We start from the raw sequence: 18,987 nt of genomic DNA, 5'->3' as shown, positions 1-18,987 counted from the left end.
CGACATTATGCTTACAGCAATTTTCGATCGAACGAAACACAATAAATTTTTTAAAATTGTTGCAAAGCAACAATTTTAAAAAATTTATTGGTTCTGGTTTGGGCACAAAGCACTGTAAAACTCAGCTTAAGTAGGTATAACCATTCAAGCAATGTTCATATTTTTGTAAAAACAACCTTGCTTCATCCAGAGTAATTTGCTTCTCTTGGAGAGAGCGTTCTGTCTCTTGACGAATATTTTCCAGCATCGCATCACGATTGTACTGCACATATTCGAGAACTTCGGTCATCGAATCACCCTTGATTACATGCTCAACCTTATAACCATTAGGAGTTGCATGAATATGAACTGCATCAGTGTCACCAAAGAGATTATGCAAATCGCCAAGAATCTCTTGATAGGCTCCACCTAGAAACAAAGCTAGAAAGTAAGGCTCTTCAGAAATAAAAGGATGTAACTCAAGTACAGACTTGACATCGCGTAAATCGATGAAACGATCAATTTTGCCATCGCTGTCACAGGTAAGATCAGCGATCGTGCCGCGACAGTTTGGTTCTTCATTCAGGCGATGGATTGGCATAATTGGGAACAATTGGTCGATCGCCCAACTATCGGGAGCAGACTGAAATACTGAGAAATTACAGTAATAAGTTAGCGCCATAGCCCGTTCCAGATCTTCAAGATCGTCAGGTACATAATTCAGTTTGCGGGTTACCTTGAGAATGCGATCGCAACATTCCCAAAATAGACGTTCAACTCTGGCGCGTTGCTTGAGGCTGAGATATCCAAAGGTAAAGAGGCTAACTGCTTCTTGATTGAACTGGACGGCATCGTGATAAATCTCTTGGTAATTATTCTCGTTGATGTTTTCCAATGCTTCAAAAAGATTACGGACGATTAGATGCTCATCCTCTTTTAGCGGCTCGATCGCCTGATTAGGAATACCGCTAATGCCAACTACATCGAAGACTAGAACCGATTGATGGGATGCGATCGCGCGACCGCTTTCACTGGTCAAAGTTGGCACAGGTACGCCTTTTTCCGCGCAGGCATCCTTAATTGCCGCTACGATATCGTAGGCATAGTTCTGCATACTATAGTTTTTAGAGGCATAGAAATTGGTTTTGGAACCATCGTAGTCAACGCCTAAACCACCACCAACATCGAGATGTCCCATCGGTGCACCCATTTCCGCAAGCTGCACGTAGATTTGTCCTGCTTCGCGTAAGGCATCTTTGATCGTGCTGATATTGCTAATTTGGGAACCGATATGGAAATGCAACAATTTCAGGGAATCCAGCATATTTGCCGCTTCCAATTGTTCAAAGGTTTCTAGGATTTCCCACATACTCAACCCAAACTTTGCGCGATCGCCTGTCGAGTCTTCCCAATGACCTAGACCTTTGGCACTCAGTTTTGCTCTTACGCCAACCACGGGGGCAATTCCCAACTTAGTCGCAGCGCGGATGATCATTTCCACTTCTTCCAGTTGCTCGATCACAATGATCGTATTTTGCCCCAGCTTTCGCGCTAGTAAAGCCGTTTCAATATATTCAGCATCCTTGTAGCCATTGCAGATTAGTAACGAGCCAGGGGTGCGTAAAGTAGCAAGAGCAATCAATAATTCGGGCTTAGAACCTGCTTCTAGACCAAACTGAAACGGTTTACCATATTTGGCAATTTCTTCAACCAATTGACGTTGTTGATTGACTTTGACAGGGAAAACGCCACGATAAACGCCATTGTAGTTATAGCGTGCGATCGCCTTGGCAAAGGTAGAATTAATCCGCTCAATGCGATCGGCCAAGATATCCGAAAATCTCACTAATATGGGCAGACGTAACCCTCTCTGCTTCAGATCGTTCACCAAATCAAAGAGGTCAATGCAACCACCGCGATCGCCTTTGGGGGATACGGTCACATGTCCTGCTTCGTTAATACTGAAATAAGGTTCTCCCCAGCCATTGATACGATAAAGTGATTCGCTGTCTTGAATAGTCCACTTTTTTGCATCTGCAACAACAGGTAATTGAATCTCTTGCAACATTGTTAATAAACCTTTGATAAACCTTACAAACCTTGATCTACATAGTGGAGAATGGTTAGCACTTTACGATGCTCGTATCAACTGTAACACTACCAAATCACTACCAAATAAATCTAGACGCTTAGCCAGAAAACAGTCTAGATCTTTTTGAACCATCACTGTTGCAATTATTGCTATAGTTTGCTGTAGATTATAGTTTCTAGACATTTTAGCGTTTTATTCACGGCTTGCTGATCAATGAATTTTGAAGCTGACTTAAATCTGACACTCCGTGCCCGATATCCTTTGATTTATATACCTTCAGCGGAGGAAGAGCGAGTTGAAGCTGTAATTACCAACGTGGCAAAATCTCTTGGTCGCAGCATATTTGTCTGGGATTTTGTCGATGGTTATCAGTCCAATCCCACTGATGCAGGGATGGGTAAGCGTAATCCTTTGCAGGCTCTAGAATTTGTAGATAAAATCCCCAAAGGTGCAGTGTTTGTATTGCGAGATTTCGATCGCTTTCTTGACGATGTTGCGATCGCACGCAAGCTCAAAAATCTTGCCCGTAGGCTCAAAAGTGAAGCTCAAAATATTATTGTGCTTGCCTCACAGATTAATATTCCCGATAGCCTCAGTGAATTTTTCTCGATTTTAGAATTTCCACTTCCGAATCCTCGTGAATTAAGAACAGAAATCGAACAAATTGCCTGTTCTGTTAGTTATTCTAATCCGACTTGCGATATTCAACTAGATAAACAAGCGATCGATGATTTAGTTCGGGCTGGACAAGGCTTATCTTTGGAGAAAATGCGGCGTGTGCTAGCAAAGGCGATCGCTGAAAATGGTCGCTTACGTCCTGATGATGTGGATCTAATTCTCGAAGAAAAACGCCAAAGTATTCGTCAAACTCAGATTTTAGAATTCTATCCATCGACAACAGAAATCAACGATATCGGTGGTTTAGATAATCTTAAAGAATGGTTGCTGCGTCGAGGTAGTGCCTTTAGCGATCGCGCCAGAAAGTATGGACTTCCCCATCCACGCGGATTACTTCTTGCAGGAATTCAAGGTACTGGCAAATCCCTCACGGCTAAGGCGATTTCCCATCATTGGCATTTACCATTATTGCGCCTAGATGTTGGTCGTCTCTTCGCTGGTCTAGTCGGTGAGAGCGAATCCCGCACCCGTCAAATGATTCAGTTGGCTGAAGCTCTTTCTCCTTGCGTATTATGGATTGATGAAATCGATAAGGCGTTTGCGGGAACTGATGGCAGAGGTGATTCAGGGACAACTAATCGTGTATTCGGCACGTTCCTCACATGGATGGCAGAAAAGACTTCACCTGTATTCGTGGTAGCGACTGCAAATAATATTCGCACCTTGCCGCCCGAATTATTGCGAAAGGGCAGATTTGATGAGGTGTTTTTTGTGGGTTTACCCAATCAAGAAGAGCGATCGCAGATTTTCTCGGTGCATGTAAGCAAATATCGCCCTCACAATACTCGCGCCTACGATATCGATCGCCTCGCCTACGAAACGCCAGATTTCTCAGGTGCAGAAATCGAGCAGGGCATTATCGAAGCAATGCATATCGGCTTCAGTCAAAATCGCGACTTTACCACCGATGACATTCTCGAAGCTGCTAGTCAAATTGTGCCCTTAGCGCAAACTGCCCAGCAGGAAATTCAAGTTCTCCAAGAATGGGCTGCGTCAGGTAAAGCAAGGCTTGCTTCTCGACAGAATGTATTCAATAAGTGAAACTTAAAAGTGAGTGGCGGCGTTTCGCGCCACCACTCACTTTTAAGTTAGAGAGCTATATCACCTATTTTAAGAACTTTGCCAGCCTCTATTATGGGAATGCGTGTATTTAGAGCAAGACGATAAAAATGATTGAAACGCGATCGCACTATGTTTGCTGGTAAAGATGCTTCTCTTTGGCGAGTGAAAATTTTTTGAAATTCGGGATAAACTTCGCCAGTTAATGTATCACGGGTGGGCACAGGACAACGTTGACAGGGATTTGTGCCGAAAAACTGAACATCGCCAATTTTAAAGGGAACTGTTTCACCAGCTTTAGCAAATAAATGATCTTCCCAAAACGGTTCGGTATCAGCAATTTCTAAGTTAGTGCGGAAGCGATCGCGAATTTGCTCAAGACTGATTTGGGGGCTTGCATACCAACTCTGTACACTGCTAAGAGTTGCCTCTGAGATTACAGTTGCACCCCATGCTTCAGGATCATCAGGGAATCCATTACTAACATTTTGACGAAGTTCTACAGGTTGCTCAAAAAATTTGCTTAGCCAGTTAGTAAGCGCAATGCGATCGCGATCTAAATGAAAAGTGGATACTTCTTGCTGCTCTTGGATTTGCAAATGCACTAGTCGATTGCTTAATTCGTACTTTGCTCTAATTAAATGAATCTTAGAATAGCGCTTGGCATTGATGTATTTTCCGTTTTTATCAAACATGGCAAATTCGCGATCGCCTTTTAATGCCCCACCGTCAGATATCTCGACTGCATCTAAAGCGATTGGATCGAGGGATTTAATTGGGAAAATAAGGATTTTACTGAGCTTTGCCATAAAAATGATGAAGTGATTTTTTGATCTTAAAATCAAACGGCGATCGCTGCTTCCAGACTGTTAATAATATCTTCTTTTCTAATCCCTGCGGCAATCAGAGCAGTGGTTAAGCCTTCTTCAAAGTTATCTTCTTCGATGATGATTTTATCTTCGACTAAACGGGCGTGAAATAAAATTGTGTCCATCCAGCGCTGTTTGTCCCAGCCAGTAGCGAGAACGAGAAAATGACCAGATTCGATATCGCAGACAGGATAAAGTTTAATTGCTTGTAAGCGGGGTTGAGCGATCGTTGCTTCTTGTAGAGTCTTTTTAAGAATATCTACATGGCTTAATAGGTTATCCATTGCAGAATTGCCTCCTGATCGGGTTCGTAAACTAGTAAATTGATTTTATTGCGTTGGATGGCTAGCTGAAAAATGGGCTTTTGAAAGTGCTTAATATAAACGGATTGGCTCACGGCTAGGAATAATTCCCGTTCTGGCTCTTGTACATCTAAAGCCCATTGATAAAGTTGAATCTGTCCCATCGTTTTTTCGAGCTCGCTAATCACCGAAACAGCATCAAAGTCTTTGACCTCTACCGCAATTTTACGATTTTCTTTTTCCGCAGTTAAAAACTTTTCGGCTCCTAGATCGGCCTTCAAAAGTGTTTGTTCCAAAACTAAAATCAAGGGATCATCCGTAATTGTCCACCCGTCTTTTTCGAGTGTGTGACGTAATGCAAAATGCAAACTATCTCTTCTAGACATTTGGAATTTCAATATAGTATTAGTCACACAAGTCGGCACTGGTTCCGCCATATGAGGAAGTAAAAGCCAAGCATAGTAAGGGTTATGGTTTTAATTAAAAGAATCTTGTATGGCAGTAACCTAACACAAAAACAGGGTGTACACGCACTTTTGCTCAAAAACCACGTTAACCAGCTTTGACAACAGATTCCTACATTCCTTGCTTAATAAGACTTTCTGCTCCTCACTGGGCGGAACCAGCGCCTTAGAGGGGCAGAGATTGAGAATAATTTATTACAAATCTAAGTTTTTCTCAGTCTACGTAGATCGATTTTGGCGCGGAGTTCATCTTTGATTCTGGCTAGGATTGAGTCTTCATCGATGGTGTCCAATATCCTTTTAACAACTGCTTTTGGCCCATCTGCTCCCCATGATGCACCGTTAGCGAGATATTCCTTGGTGACTAGTCCAAGGGCGTAGGTGGAGAATCCTGCCACACCTGCTTGGGCGATCGCAACTGACACATACCCACCCAAAGTTAAACCACCAGTCACAGGCGCAGCAATGCCCAGTAAGCCTTTGAGAGAACTCAATCCGAATGTGGCAAGAAATTCACTGGCACTAATGCCGCCCATGCCGATCGCAATTTTTTGCATCAGTGAAATTGCGCCACGATTGCTCATGTTGATGCCATAAAGCTTAGATAGCGCCACGATCATTGAAATATCGATAATTGCGGCACTGATGACATCAATTACAGTGAATGGGTTAACGGCGATCGCCACAGCTTGGGTAATTACACAATTCCAGATGATGCGATTGGCTTGGCGATCGCGCACAAACATTTTGCGCTGTACCACTCGCTCCTGCACCATATCCGCAAACATCATTGTGTTTAAAGCGATCAGAGATTTGCCTTCGCGATCGAGCACCTCCAAAATTTTTAGCTTTAAATCTTCGATTTGGGGCTTCCCATTGACCAGTTCGGCTTCAAAGGAGCCATCGGGCTGACGGATCGCTTTGGCGACCAATGGTGAAGCAGCAGTCATCACAATTTCATCTTCAGTTAATAACTCACGCACCCGCTCATCGCGAATTTTCGCGTATATAGCGATGCGGTCTTCAGGCGGATATTGGTCGATTTTGTTGAAGACTAGCAAAATCGGTTTACTCGCCCCTCTCAGTTCCGACAGCGCATCATATTCAACTTTAGTGATATCGCCCGCGACGATAAATAAAATTAAATCTGCTTGTTGAGCAATCCGTTTCGCTAGTTCTGCCCTGCCTTCGCCATCCACCTCATCGATCCCAGGGGTATCAATCAACTCGATTCTTGCCTCACCTCGTCCCTGAAATGATGCTTTGAGAATCGTGCGATCGCCATTAGTTTGCATCGCCTCTCGTGATATTTGCCACTCTGCGGCTTGCCGACTTGTAGTCACACCATGCAAGGGGCCAGTCTCAAAAACTTGACCACCCATTAGCGCATTAAGTACCGACGATTTGCCACGCCCCACCATGCCAAATACTGCTATTTGCAAAACTTGGCGCTCTAGCTTATCTAGCATTTGTTGCAGCTCTTCTAGCGGTTCCTCTAGTCCACGTCGCTCTCGTTCTGACAAGTCTAGATTTGCGACAATATCTCGTAATGTGCGCTGTGCTTGGCGATAATTTAGCTCCTCAAAAATCTCATCAAAGCTAAGAAAGTTTTCGTCTTGTGGCATAACATCGCTAGTTAAGTAAGAAGGCTTAATTATTTGTAGGATGCGTTAGTGCAACGTAACGCATCTATTAATCAAAAATGATGGGTTACGCGATCGCTAACTCATCCTACGTTAATTGCACTAACGCAAAACCGAAAGATGAAGTTGCGGCGCGAAGCGCCGCAACTTCATCTCTGGGGTTTAGGAACTATACTTATGATATTCGAGTCTTAGAAGGTAACAATATACGCACAAACTAGTTTGAAGCTGGTATAAAAAGGTTGTCTTTTTGCGTGAAATATTGTTAAAGTTGCCAGAAAGTTACTTTCGGACAATGATTATCTTTGACTTTTAACTTTTCAAGGCTCATTCACACTGTTGTGTATCCCAAATTCCCAATAAACCTCATAAATAGTATTGTAGCTAGGAGAAATATGTCCGTATTCAAGTCGTTGGTTAGTCTAGCAGCCACCGCAGGTGTCGCAGGGGCGATCGCTGTTAGTCCCATATTTACTCTCAAAGCTGAAGCCCTCACCGAAGCTCAAGTTTTGGAGAGATTGGGCAGTATTCCCATTTTCACGATTACTGATGATAAAGGCTCGCCTCTTCTAGGTGCAGTTCCTCAGCAACCAAATGCTAAGCCTGATGATAGCCAGCTTTTGTTTTTCTTCCTTGGTCCCGACGAAGCCCAAATGATGCTCAGTCAAGTCCAAAAGTCGAATCCTGAAGTTGGTAAAAAGGCGCAGATCATTGTGCGATCGATGAATGATGCCTATAAAGTAATTCGTGAAAACAAAGACAAAAAAGTCGTATTCCAGTTTATCCCTGCTAAGGCAAGTATTGACTCAGCAAGGACAATCTTGACTTCGCAAGGAGTTGCGGCTGACAAAATCCCTAATGTGCCTGTTTTCTTTGCGATCGGTGGTCAAGCCAATAACCAAGGCTTACTAACTATGAGCATTGATCAAAATGGCAAGAAGGAACAAGTTGTGCCTTTCTTCCTTGATAAAACTGATCTACAAAATTTGCTCGATCGCGCTAGCAAAGATCAACCCGATGTGACTAAGGCAACTAAGATTCAAGTTGCTTCACTCTTCCAAGTTCTAGACTCGATGGTGTCCAAGGATAATAAGCCTAACCCTGAAGTCGAACGCTTCCAGTTTGTACCCTCGCGTTCTTCGTTTGAGTACATTCTCAAGAACACAAAGCAATCCGCTACACCTCAGGTAGCACCTGCTAAGAAATAAAAAAGGGCGCGATGCGCCCTTTTATTTAAAAAAATAGGAGCGCATTGCGCTCCTATTTTTTTTACCAGTCCCAATCAGAATCTTGATTATTCCGTCCGCGATTATTTCCGTAGCTAGTATCACGAGAGTCGCGATCGCCATAATTACGACTCGGATATTCCCTTGCACCATAATCACGATTATCACGTTCTTTGGGCGGTGTATAATCGCGACTCGTGTCTCTTGGATTATCGCGGGGAGCCTCACGAATGTAGTCACGAGTGTTGGAGCTTTCGCGGCTGTTATCCCGATTTATGTCGCGATTCATATAAGCCGATGGAGCCGCAGGTTTAACGTCAGGTGCACCGCCAAAAGCAATTAAAAGTGGAAATCGCAGCAAATCTACAGCGATTAGTTCTTCAGACTCGTCGATAACTACTAAAGGGCTGAGACCTTCCTTGACAAGGCGATCGCCTTTAGTGGCGAGAGGCTCAGGATCTTCAAATAGGGCAATACCTTTATCAGAGCCAAAATGCTCTCTGGTCAAGCCCAGACAATCTTGAAAACCTCGCCGCCATTCGCCAAGACGTTCGGGCGAGGTCGCGAGGACTAGTACCCGCAATTTTTCACCATAAACTGCTTTTAAAACTGAGATTGCTGCCGAAGTGACCAGAATATTTTGCAAGCGCGTTCCCATAGTGCGGATAGCGCCACGTCCAGACTGCTCAAAAAACCACTTAGATACGCGATCGGCATGGACTTGCTCAAAGGTTCGTCTGAGCTTCCATGCTGGGCCATAGTAATCAGGCAAGGTGCGGTAACGCTCTAAAAGCTGATCAACTCTTTGTTTATACTCAGAAAAGGTCTGCTCTGATATGCGTAATGGCTCAGCTTCTTTCGTTGGTGGCTTTTCTGTAGGTGCTACAGTTTCGGCTACAGACTGAGTAGAGGGCGCTACAAGGTTTAGTTTTTCAGCGCTAGCCACTAAGTCTTGTAAGCTGCCAACCAGATAGTCTTTAAAACCTTGAACACGGATCGCAATGTCTTGAGATGTACCTGCGTAGGTGCTAGTCATTTCTTTGTCAAGACGCTCTTTTCGCTTTTCAAGAACTGCGATCGCTGCCTGTAGTTCTTGCTTTTGATATTCGAGACGAGCCACATCAGCTTGAGCTAACCGAATAATGCCTGCCTGTAAGTCGTCTAACTGGTCTTGTAGGATTTTAGACTTAATGTTTCTAAGTGTCTCTAGCTCTCCCCTGAGATCGGATTCTTCTTGCTTAAGTTGATTAATGCTTGTTAATATTGCTGAGGTGTTGAGACTATCTTGTAGCTGCGGCTCTAGTTCAGGTTCTGCGATAGTTTCTGGGATAAATGACTCAGTTTCTAAGTTTTTAGATTCAATGTCATCATCATTATGATCCGTCGATAGTTCGACACGATTGTCAAATAGAGGTCGATCTATCTGGATATTTTCATTTATTGACTCATCAGAAGCTTCGACGTTCTCCTTGTCTAATTCATTTTCTAATGTTACGATCACCTCGGGGGCAGCGTCTTGGTAGGATTTCTCTAAATTTTCTTCTACAGGCAATTGATCGGACTCCATAAAGCTCTCATCGCATCGGTCTTTCCTATTTTATACCAATTTCAAATTAAGAATTTTACTAAGTAGGTAGGCTCTGCTAAACATAAAACCAAGAATTATAATCCATGATCCCCGCTGCATGGTGACGATCTATGGATTATGACTCTGGGTTTTAGTTTCGCGGAGATCACTATCTAAATTTTTAATGACCTATTCTTGGATAAGCTTAGTACATCGAGCTTATTTAAATTAATAACTTAACCCTCTAAATCTGTATATAACAGATCAGAGAGATGCTATAAACGCTATATAATCGCTAATTGACTCGCTAAATTTCCTGCTCCTAATGAGTAAAAGTAAGATCACCATTCTTGTTGTTGATGACACTCGATATAACCTGCAAATTCTATCAATTATGCTAGCCAACCAAGGCTATGCTGTTTTAGAAGCTGCAAATGGAATCGATGCTATTGATCTTGCCAAAGCCCATATGCCAAGCTTGATTTTACTAGATATTAAAATGCCTGAGATGGATGGATACCAAGTTTGTGGTAATCTCAAAAATAATCCAGCAACTCAGCAGATCCCCATAATCTTTATTAGCGCAATTGAAAATGTAGAAGAGAAGGTTGAAGCGTTTGCAGTTGGTGGCATAGATTTTATTAATAAGCCTTTTCATTTAATCGAAGTACTAGCAAGAGTAGAGACTCACTTACGGGTAAACTCATTGCAAGCACAACTTTTAGAACAAACTAAACTTTTAGAAATTCAAAATATTAGCTTACAAAAAGAAATTTCTTCGCTAACAGGATTTAATTGGGATCTATACGCGGAGGTAAAAGAGGCTATAGAGATTCAATCGTTGAGATTGTTCTATCAACCAATTGTCAATTTACAGACCGATGTAATCACTGGCTTTGAAGCGCTAATTCGCTGGCAACATCCAATGCAAGGCTTACTTGCTCCTATTGATTTTATTGATATTATCGAAAAAACAGATTTGATTTATTCAGTTGGGCGGTGGGTGTTGAGAACTGCTTGTCAACAGTTAAAAATTTGGCAAGAAACTTTCCCTGATTATACTGATTTGACGATGAGTGTAAATGTATCTACAAAGCAACTCTCAGAGTTTAACTTGGTAGAATATATTCGCGGAATTTTAAGCGAATATCAAATCAATCCACATTGTCTTAAGCTAGAAATAACTGAAAGTACAGTCATGGGCGATCGCGATCGCACTTTACAGATTCTCGATCATTTAAAAGATTTAGGAATTCAGTTTTGTATTGATGACTTCGGTACAGGCTATTCATCACTAAGAAGACTAACTGACTTTCCCATAGACATTCTAAAAATAGACCGATCTTTTATTAATAATGAAGAATGGATAATTGTAAAAGCTATTGGTACATTAGCTTTTACATTAGGAAAGAGTGTTGTAGTTGAAGGGATAGAGACACCTCGGCAACTAGAAATGCTCAAATCCCTATTTTGCTCTTATCTAGGAAGATGCTACGGTCAAGGATATTTATTTGCAAAGCCACTTGATACTGAACCTGCTTCCCAATTTCTTGCAGATAATACAACTTTTATAATTGAAGCATTTGACAAGTAATTTGTTAATTTAAAATCAAACCCATCAAGGGTTTTAAAAGCACAAAATGGCTACGCCATTTTGTGCTTTGTATAAAAGTGTTGTAAAGCAACACTTTTAATGATTTTTTTGGTTCGAGTTTGAGCGCAAAGCGTTGTATTACGATAAATCTTCAATCTGGAAATTTTCGAGAGCGATCGCTAGATGCGTCCAATGAGTTCCACCTTGTAAAAATACCGTGTAAGGTTCACGCAATGGCCCATCGGCTGAGAGTTCTAAGGTGCTGCCATCGATAAAAGTTCCGCCTGCCATAACTAACTGACTGACATATCCTGGCATTTCTCCTGGGATAGGATCGACATAGGAATCTATGGGAGAGAAACGTTGGAGATTACGGCAGAATTCAATCAACTTTTTGGAATCACCAAGTTGAATCGCTTGAATAATATCGCGACGTGTCTCAAAGGGAAGTGGTTTGACTTTGTAGCCTAGTTGATCAAACACATAGGCAGCAAGGTGGCTACTTTTCATCGCTTCGCCAACCATTTGTGGCGCAAGAAATAGACCTTGAAAGAGTAAACGATTGAGATCAAAAGTTGCACCGCCTTCACGCCCAATCCCAGGTGCGGTAAGTCGTTGGGCTGCTAGCTCTACATATTCAGCTTTACCAGCTATATATCCGCCAGCAGTAGCGATCGTGCCACCAGGATTTTTAATTAGAGAACCTGCGATAATATCCGCTCCGATCGCAGTTGGTTCGCGATCGCTAATAAATTCACCATAACAGTTATCCACAAAGCAGACCGTATTTGGATTTTGCTGTTTTACCAATTTAATGATGCGTTCAATATCGGCAATGGATAAACTCTCTCTCCATGCATAGCCACATGATCGCTGAATCAAGACCATGCGAGTCTGTGGTTTGACGGCTGTTGCCAAGGCTTCCCAATTCATACCTCCTGCGGGAGTTAGTTCCACCTGTCGATAGGTGATTCCAAAATCCTTGAGTGAGCCTGCATAAGCTGTTCCTTGACTATCAGATGTGAGAGGATAGCCGATTACTTCTTCGAGAGTGTCGTAGGGTGCACCCGCAACTGATAAAAGTTCGTCAAGGGGTCGTAAAATCCCAAATAAACAACAGGCGATCGCGTGGGTTCCTGAGACAAATTGTACGCGCACGGCAGCAGATTCTGCGCCCATTATTTGCGCGAAGACCTGATCTAAAACATCGCGTCCCATATCACCATGCCCGTATCCTGACACGCTGGCGAAATGATGCGCCCCCACACGGCGATCGCGAAAAGCCTGCAAAACCCGTTCGAGGTTTTTCTTTACATGGAGATCGATTTGGGTAAATGTTGGTGCAAGGGCGGTAACGGCTTCTGCAACCAGCAACTTCATTTTGTCAGAGGTCATTTATGCTTAGGATTTTTTTGGCGGTTCATGATCGTATGCGAATATGAGTGATTTTGTCTAGCAAAGTTAAATAGTAAAAAGAGACAAAAACCGCCATTTTTGCTTTCTAGGCTTGAATTTATTCTAGTATCATATAAGTAGAAATACATAGCAGTCCTATTTGATTTCAGTAGAAAAAAGCTTCTCACAGATAGCAATCCTAATTTCTGAGATTAAATGTTTGGTAAGAAATTGCACCGAAGGGTACTCACTTATAAAACATATGGGATTGCTATAGATGATTTAGGATTGCTATAGATAATTTTTAAATATTGTGAGGAAAAAGTTTTGCCTACACTCGGAGTAAATATCGATCATATTGCCACCATTCGCCAAGCTCGTCGAGGGACTGAACCAGATCCCGTGGCAGCTGCCGTGATTGCCGAGTTAGCTGGCGCTGATGGGATCACAGTACATTTACGCGAAGATCGTCGTCATATCCAAGAGCGTGATGTACGTCTGTTGAGGCAAACTGTTCGGACTCGTCTAAATCTAGAAATGGCAGCAACTCCTGAAATGGTGGCGATCGCTCTTGATGTTAAACCCGACTATATTACGCTCGTACCTGAACGCCGCGAAGAAGTTACGACTGAAGGCGGCTTGAATGTTAAGGCTCAATGCGATCGCTTAGGTAAATTTGTGCATCAATTACAGGGCGCAGGTATTCCTGTAAGTTTATTTGTCGATGCAGAAACGGAGCAAATTCAGGCTTCAGCGCGAACGGGTGCAAAATTTGTGGAGTTACATACAGGAACTTATGCCAATGCCAAAAATGACGAAGAGCTTAAACGTGAGTTGGCAGCCTTAACTAAAAACGGAGCTTTAGCGATCGAGTTAGGATTAAGGCTTAATTCAGGACATGGCTTAACCTATTGGAATACCCGTGCAGTTTCTCAAATTGCAGGAATGGAGGAGCTAAATATTGGACATAGCATTATCAGCCGTGCGGTATTAGTTGGCTTAGAAAGAGCGATTCGTGAAATGAAAGAATTGATAAATCCATAAAAGAAGGGGCGCTTTGCGCCCCTTCTTTTATTTTTGTAAACTAATCTTCATCCGCTCTTCGATATTCTTGATAACGATGTAAAGAATAGGAACGATGAACAGACTCAGAAATGTAGCTACACACATACCACCCATTACCGCAGTACCAATCGACTGACGCGCTGACGCTCCTGCTCCTGTGGCAATCACAAGCGGGAAGATCCCGATAATTGTCGAGAAGGCAGTCATCAGAATTGGACGCAACCTTTGCTGTGAAGCCTCGATTACGGCTTTAGTAATGCTTAAGCCCTGTTCTCTCAATTGATTGGCAAATTCCACAATCAAAATAGCATTTTTACTTGCCATCCCAATTAACATCACTAAACCAATTTGAGTATAGACATCATTGGCAAAACTAGGATTTAATAGCCCTCGAAACATTACTGCCAAAAGAGCGCCCAATACTGCTAACGGTACGGTCAGCATAATGATAATCGGATCGATATAATTCTCGTACTGAGCCGCGAGAACTAGGAATACAAATACTACTCCTAGTCCGAAGATAAAGAAGGCACTATTACCAGAGCCAATTTCTTCGAGGGATAATCCCGCCCACTCATAACCAAAGCTCTTAGGCAGAACTTCGCTGGCAATCTTACTAATCGCATCGATCGCTTGTCCAGAACTGACCCCAGGGGCAGTGTTACCTGTGATTTGGACAGAGCGGAAAAGATTATAATGATTGATGATCGAGGGCCCAACGGTTTGGGTAACTTTTACCAAATTACTGAGTGGAATGCTCTGTCCTGTTTGCGATCGCACATAGAGTTTATTGATATCGTCAGGATTGGAACGGAACTGAGCATCGGCTTGGACATAAACTCGATAAGTTCGCCCAAAGGTATTGAAATCATTGACATACTGCGAACCGAGAAGGGTCTGCAAAGTACTATAAATATCTTGTAAAGAGACTTGCAAAGCATTGGCTCTGACGCGATCGACTTCCACGGTCAACTGTGGAGTATTGCCATTGAAGTTAGGGCGCAATCCTGACAAAATCGGACGACTGGGATCAGGATAGGTACTTGCTTTACCTAGTAAGGCTCCCATTGTCTGTTCGATCACGGGGAAACCTTGATTTGCTTTGTCCTGCAATTGGAACTCAAAACCACCATAGTTGCTTAATCCTTGAATCGCTGGTGGTGGAAACGGAATCACAAACGCATCCTTAATGGAGAGCAATTCAGGCATCAACCCAAAAGGTTTAGGAGCCATCCCACCGATAATCCCGTCAGCCGATCGCGATCTTTCTTTCCAAGGCTTTAACGTCGCAAAGACAATCCCGTTGTTGGGAGTGTTGCCACTAAAGCTAAATCCACCAATTGCAAAAATATTGGCAATTTCAGGATAAACGGGTTCACCTTTTTCATCCTTACGTCGCATAATTCCTTCAATATTCTCTAGCACCTTTTCTGTGTAATTAAGAGAAACACCTTCAGGAGCCTGAACAATAGTAATAAAATAGCCTTGATCTTCCTGCGGTAGGAAGCCTCTAGGTACGATTGTATACACCCAATAAGTCATGAAGAGTGAAATTGCAAATAGGATGATCAAAAATCCTTTGAAGTTAGTTGACTTAGCAACTAACCGCTGATAGTTGTTCCTTGTCCCATCAATTACCCAATTCACCCGATTAAAAAACCAATTGTTACTTGGCTGTTCTTGCTTGAGCAACAATGCGGCTAGGGTTGGCGAAAGTGTTAACGCATTAAAAGTGGAAACTACAATCGAAAAGGCGATCGTCAACGCAAATTGTTTATACAATTGCCCAGTCGTCCCAGGGAAAAAAGCAACAGGGACAAATACAGCAATCAGTACCAAAGAGCTAGCGATTACTGCACCCTGCAATTCATTCATGGCTGCGATCGCAGCTTCCAAAGGATTCTCACCGTTTTCTTGAATACGGCGGCTAATATCTTCAACCACAACGATCGCATCATCAACCACTAGTCCTGTAGCCAGCGTCAAACCGAACAGAGTCAGAGTATTGATATTAAAATTGAGCAGCTTGATAAAAATGAATGTACCAACTAGGGCAACTGGAATTGCGATCGCAGGAATTAAGGTCGAACGCCAATTTTGCAGAAACAAAAAGATAATTACGATGACTAAGACGATCGCAATCAAAAGTGAAATAATTACCTCTTCAGTGCCAGATTCAATGAAAGTAGTGGTATCAAAGGCAACCTCATAATTTAACCCAGGAGGAAAGCTAGGCTTCAATTCTTGCAATACCTTTTTAACCGCATGAGCCACATCCAAGGCATTAGCATCAGGCAACTGGGAAATCCCTAAGCCAATGCCTCTAGTTCCGTTAAATCTTAGCGATGAGCCATAATTCTCAGCACCTAATTCCACACGTCCGACATCACGCAGCTTTATCGGCGATCCGTCACTTGCCGTTCTAATTACTATTTCAGCAAACTCTTCTGTACTTTTTAATCTTCCACTTGCCGAAATCGAAAGTTGATATTGTTGATTAGGTAGGTTGGGCTGTTGCCCAATTTGCCCCACCCCAACCTGCAAGTTTTGCTGCTGAATTGCAGATACAACATCTTGAGCCGTTAATCCTCTAGATGACAAGCGATTAGGATCTAGCCAAACACGCATAGCATATTTGCGTTCGCCAAAAATAACAACGTTGCCAACACCCTTGACCTTCTTAATCGAGTCAACAATATACAAATCGGCATAGTTACTCAAATACAGATCGTCATATTCTCCCTTTTCAGAATATACACCGATCGCAAAAAGAAATCCTGAAGATTCTTTACTAACACGTACGCCCGTTTGCTGCACTGGTCCCGGCAACTGTGACTCTACCGAAGAGACTCGATTTTGGACATCAACGGCGGCAATATCTTTGTCTTTGCCTAAATCAAAAACTAAATCAACTGTACTATTTCCATTATTAGAACTAGTTGAAGTAATATATCGAACCCCTTCAATTCCATTGAGTTCTCTTTCAAGAATATTTGTAACTGTGGACTCTACAACTTCTGCATTCGCACCAACATAGTTAGCGGTAACAGTGACTTTAGGTGGAGTAATTTCAGGATATTGGGCAACGGGCAACAGGAAGATACAAGCCGTTCCCAATAGGGTGATCACAACAGAACAAACTGTGGCAAATACAGGTCGTCTGATGAAAAAGTCAGAGATTGATAGCAGCATGGGCAGAGATATAAGAATTAAGAGTTTCGGAAGTAAGCCTAGCTACTGACTGCTGTAATCATCTTACAAAAATAATTTCAAAATAACGCTTTCAAGATATTGGGCAATAATAGCACGCTAGCAATTAGCAAAGCGGCAATCGCTGCAATTAGTACTGCTCCAGCAGCGCAATCCTTGGCAATTTTAGCTAACTGATGAAACTCTCGCCCCACAGTCAAATCAACCACTGCTTCCAGAGCTGTATTCAATAATTCCAACACTAGTACTAGGGCGATCGTCAAGCTAATAATCGAGCAGGCGACGGCTGATAGGTGGAAATAAAGACTTAGAGACAATGCAGTCACGCCAATGATCAGATGAATCCGAAAATTGCGCTGTGTCCGAAAAGCATAGCCAACACCCTGACCAGCATATTTGAAACTAAGCAGCAAATTTGTGGCAATTTGAAAAGAATCGTTGCGTTGGGCTGCATCCTGTTCAGATGTTTCTAAGTTATCAGTCTTTGTCATTGGCTGGGATAAAGTCGATTTAAACAAAAATAGTCTTGATAGCGATAAATCATTGTTCATGGTTATTATTTCCCAAGAGACTTTGCTACGCAATTGCCAAAAACTTTAAAGATTTTAACGCTAGGAAATCAGTTTACTCAAATTACGCACACAAATACTTAAGGATCGCAAATTAAATAAACCCCAAGAATATTGCGGCGGGCTACGCCCGTCGCAATATTCTTGGGGTTTATAGTGAAACTAGCTGCAACATTAGGTCTTGCTGTTTTAGCATCGCCTCTAGGCTTTCATCGTCAGGGTGATCCCATCCTAATAAATGCAACAAACCGTGAGCCGCTAGCCAAGCTAATTCATAGGTTAGTGAATGACTACGTTCCTCCGCTTGCCTAATTGCCGTAGTCTGAGAAATGATGATATCTCCCAAATAAATGGGTTCAATATAGTCAGAGTCATCACTGGGAATCTCTGGCACATCTGACTCTAAAGCAGCAAAAGACAAAACATCAGTGGGGCGATCCAGTTGCCGATATTGCAAATTTAATTTTTGAATTGTTAAATCATCGGTAATTGCTAGTGATAGCTCGTATTCTCCATCTGCGATCGCCTGCTCAGATTGGAGATATACCTCCCACTTTTCAAACCATTCTTGCCATTGCTTCAGTGAGATCGGATGGCGATCGGCAACTTCAGGATAGATTTCACAGTACAAATCAATACTCAATGCTTTGTAACCCCATAGGCTAAAGAGACAAATTTTTTTTGTAGCAGTGTTCGTTCTAACCCACCAAAAGAAGGTTCGCAAGGCGAAGCCCCGCAATTGGTTTTATATCTTTGTTTGTGGCGAGTTTGAAAGCAAATTGCTGGATCTGCTGTATGGACATAAGAACAATTAAAAATAGGCGATGCTTTGCGCAGCTTATCCTTAACATATAAATCCTTTCAATTTTAGGACTACCAATTAATTAGCATTGCTATAGTAGTTGTAAATAATCTAATGAAAGATGATCGCTAATCCTATCAATGATCCAATCACTCCACAAATTGTAAGCGCAAAATGGAATAGAGATGTGCTTCCTTTTTTTACCATATTTCGCATTGCAAGTTTTACAAAACCATCTTGCTCTTTTAGATTTTTGGCGGTTGTGTTTTGGTTGTTGTCATCAATACTATTACTGCTATTTAAATCGGAATTGGATGGGATATTAGGATCGCTATTCATGGGTTTCTAGGTGATCGACGTATATTCAACAGTAATTTCAAAACAGACCAAAAAATCTTGAATTCTAGCAAGATGTAGTCTTCATATACATAAATCAATCAATTGATTGATTTATGTTGGTCAACTAATTTCAA

15 protein-coding genes are annotated in these 18,987 nt (G+C 42.3%); 4 read left to right on the top strand and 11 right to left on the bottom strand.

Annotation, left to right across the window (positions count from 1 at the left end; all coding sequences use genetic code 11):
• Positions 1 to 121 precede the first annotated feature (121 nt).
• Complete coding sequence (speA, locus tag CQ839_RS02150) at positions 122 to 2,047, bottom strand: biosynthetic arginine decarboxylase (RefSeq protein WP_103666617.1); 1,926 nt, start codon at positions 2,045 to 2,047, stop codon at positions 122 to 124.
• A gap of 237 nt (positions 2,048 to 2,284) precedes the next feature.
• On the opposite strand from speA, the gene CQ839_RS02145 reads away from it, so the two are divergent.
• Positions 2,285 to 3,790, top strand: coding sequence for an AAA family ATPase (locus CQ839_RS02145; RefSeq protein ID WP_103666616.1), 1,506 nt, complete (start codon positions 2,285 to 2,287; stop codon positions 3,788 to 3,790).
• Between the two features lie 47 nt (positions 3,791 to 3,837).
• Here CQ839_RS02145 and CQ839_RS02140 read toward each other — a convergent pair whose 3' ends face one another.
• From CQ839_RS02140 to CQ839_RS02125, 4 genes are all read right to left on the bottom strand, one after another.
• On the bottom strand, positions 3,838 to 4,617 hold the full coding sequence (locus CQ839_RS02140) for an MOSC domain-containing protein (RefSeq protein ID WP_103666705.1): 780 nt from the start codon (positions 4,615 to 4,617) through the stop codon (positions 3,838 to 3,840).
• 32 nt (positions 4,618 to 4,649) lie between these two features.
• Positions 4,650 to 4,961, bottom strand: coding sequence for an element excision factor XisI family protein (locus tag CQ839_RS02135; protein WP_103666615.1), 312 nt, complete (start codon positions 4,959 to 4,961; stop codon positions 4,650 to 4,652).
• Positions 4,946 to 5,365, bottom strand: a complete 420-nt coding sequence (locus tag CQ839_RS02130) for a XisH family protein (protein WP_103666614.1) — start codon at positions 5,363 to 5,365, stop codon at positions 4,946 to 4,948. Before CQ839_RS02130 ends, CQ839_RS02135 begins: the two co-directional genes overlap by 16 nt.
• 281 nt (positions 5,366 to 5,646) lie before the next feature.
• Entirely contained in the window at positions 5,647 to 7,068 is a 1,422-nt protein-coding gene (locus CQ839_RS02125) for a GTP-binding protein (protein WP_103666613.1), read from the bottom strand.
• 413 nt (positions 7,069 to 7,481) lie between these two features.
• Here CQ839_RS02125 and CQ839_RS02120 point away from each other — a divergent pair, with 413 nt between their 5' ends.
• On the top strand, positions 7,482 to 8,294 hold the full coding sequence (locus CQ839_RS02120) for a Tic22 family protein (RefSeq protein ID WP_103666612.1): 813 nt from the start codon (positions 7,482 to 7,484) through the stop codon (positions 8,292 to 8,294).
• A gap of 61 nt (positions 8,295 to 8,355) precedes the next feature.
• Here the strand turns inward: CQ839_RS02120 and CQ839_RS02115 are convergent, their stop codons facing one another.
• Entirely contained in the window at positions 8,356 to 9,879 is a 1,524-nt protein-coding gene (locus CQ839_RS02115; protein WP_103666611.1) for a DUF3086 domain-containing protein, read from the bottom strand.
• A 325-nt stretch (positions 9,880 to 10,204) separates the two neighbouring features.
• On the opposite strand from CQ839_RS02115, the gene CQ839_RS02110 reads away from it, so the two are divergent.
• Complete coding sequence (locus CQ839_RS02110) at positions 10,205 to 11,473, top strand: EAL domain-containing protein (RefSeq protein WP_103666610.1); 1,269 nt, start codon at positions 10,205 to 10,207, stop codon at positions 11,471 to 11,473.
• Positions 11,474 to 11,611: 138 nt separating this feature from the next.
• Here CQ839_RS02110 and CQ839_RS02105 read toward each other — a convergent pair whose 3' ends face one another.
• Positions 11,612 to 12,868 carry an aminotransferase class I/II-fold pyridoxal phosphate-dependent enzyme gene (locus tag CQ839_RS02105; protein WP_219817705.1) on the bottom strand — a complete coding sequence of 419 codons (1,257 nt, stop codon included), beginning with the start codon at positions 12,866 to 12,868 and terminating at the stop codon, positions 11,612 to 11,614.
• Positions 12,869 to 13,195: 327 nt separating this feature from the next.
• Here CQ839_RS02105 and CQ839_RS02100 point away from each other — a divergent pair, with 327 nt between their 5' ends.
• A complete protein-coding gene (locus CQ839_RS02100; protein ID WP_103666609.1) occupies positions 13,196 to 13,912 on the top strand; it encodes a pyridoxine 5'-phosphate synthase in 717 nt (238 codons plus the stop codon).
• Positions 13,913 to 13,939: 27 nt separating this feature from the next.
• On the opposite strand, the gene CQ839_RS02095 is transcribed toward CQ839_RS02100, so the two are convergent.
• The 4 genes from CQ839_RS02095 to CQ839_RS02080 form a co-directional block, all read right to left on the bottom strand.
• Entirely contained in the window at positions 13,940 to 17,125 is a 3,186-nt protein-coding gene (locus CQ839_RS02095) for an efflux RND transporter permease subunit (RefSeq protein ID WP_103666608.1), read from the bottom strand.
• 77 nt (positions 17,126 to 17,202) lie between these two features.
• The gene (locus CQ839_RS02090) at positions 17,203 to 17,694 is read right to left on the bottom strand and encodes a diacylglycerol kinase family protein (protein WP_103666607.1); all 492 of its coding nucleotides are present in this window, start codon (positions 17,692 to 17,694) and stop codon (positions 17,203 to 17,205) included.
• Positions 17,695 to 17,863: 169 nt separating this feature from the next.
• The gene (ybeY, locus tag CQ839_RS02085; protein WP_103666606.1) at positions 17,864 to 18,355 is read right to left on the bottom strand and encodes an rRNA maturation RNase YbeY; all 492 of its coding nucleotides are present in this window, start codon (positions 18,353 to 18,355) and stop codon (positions 17,864 to 17,866) included.
• 270 nt (positions 18,356 to 18,625) lie between these two features.
• The gene (locus CQ839_RS02080; protein WP_146048677.1) at positions 18,626 to 18,853 is read right to left on the bottom strand and encodes a DUF3285 domain-containing protein; all 228 of its coding nucleotides are present in this window, start codon (positions 18,851 to 18,853) and stop codon (positions 18,626 to 18,628) included.
• Between the last annotated feature and the right edge of the window lie 134 nt (positions 18,854 to 18,987).

The sequence above is a fragment of the Pseudanabaena sp. BC1403 genome (assembly GCF_002914585.1).
In the GTDB taxonomy this organism is placed as follows: domain Bacteria; phylum Cyanobacteriota; class Cyanobacteriia; order Pseudanabaenales; family Pseudanabaenaceae; genus Pseudanabaena.
This window is presented reverse-complemented; position numbering and strand designations above follow the sequence as displayed.

Bases quoted from the DNA above. Each gene is read 5' to 3' on its own strand.
- CQ839_RS02090 (WP_103666607.1), bottom strand. From the start codon at position 17,694: ATGAACAATGATTTATCGCTATCAAGACTATTTTTGTTTAAATCGACT.
- CQ839_RS02095 (WP_103666608.1), bottom strand. From the start codon at position 17,125: ATGCTGCTATCAATCTCTGACTTTTTCATCAGACGACCTGTATTTGCC.
- CQ839_RS02105 (WP_219817705.1), bottom strand. From the start codon at position 12,868: ATGACCTCTGACAAAATGAAGTTGCTGGTTGCAGAAGCCGTTACCGCC.
- CQ839_RS02110 (WP_103666610.1), top strand. From the start codon at position 10,205: ATGAGTAAAAGTAAGATCACCATTCTTGTTGTTGATGACACTCGATAT.
- CQ839_RS02145 (WP_103666616.1), top strand. From the start codon at position 2,285: ATGAATTTTGAAGCTGACTTAAATCTGACACTCCGTGCCCGATATCCT.
- speA (WP_103666617.1), bottom strand. From the start codon at position 2,047: ATGTTGCAAGAGATTCAATTACCTGTTGTTGCAGATGCAAAAAAGTGG.
- CQ839_RS02140 (WP_103666705.1), bottom strand. From the start codon at position 4,617: ATGGCAAAGCTCAGTAAAATCCTTATTTTCCCAATTAAATCCCTCGAT.
- CQ839_RS02080 (WP_146048677.1), bottom strand. From the start codon at position 18,853: ATGAATAGCGATCCTAATATCCCATCCAATTCCGATTTAAATAGCAGT.
- CQ839_RS02120 (WP_103666612.1), top strand. From the start codon at position 7,482: ATGTCCGTATTCAAGTCGTTGGTTAGTCTAGCAGCCACCGCAGGTGTC.
- CQ839_RS02125 (WP_103666613.1), bottom strand. From the start codon at position 7,068: ATGCCACAAGACGAAAACTTTCTTAGCTTTGATGAGATTTTTGAGGAG.
- CQ839_RS02130 (WP_103666614.1), bottom strand. From the start codon at position 5,365: ATGTCTAGAAGAGATAGTTTGCATTTTGCATTACGTCACACACTCGAA.
- CQ839_RS02115 (WP_103666611.1), bottom strand. From the start codon at position 9,879: ATGGAGTCCGATCAATTGCCTGTAGAAGAAAATTTAGAGAAATCCTAC.
- CQ839_RS02135 (WP_103666615.1), bottom strand. From the start codon at position 4,961: ATGGATAACCTATTAAGCCATGTAGATATTCTTAAAAAGACTCTACAA.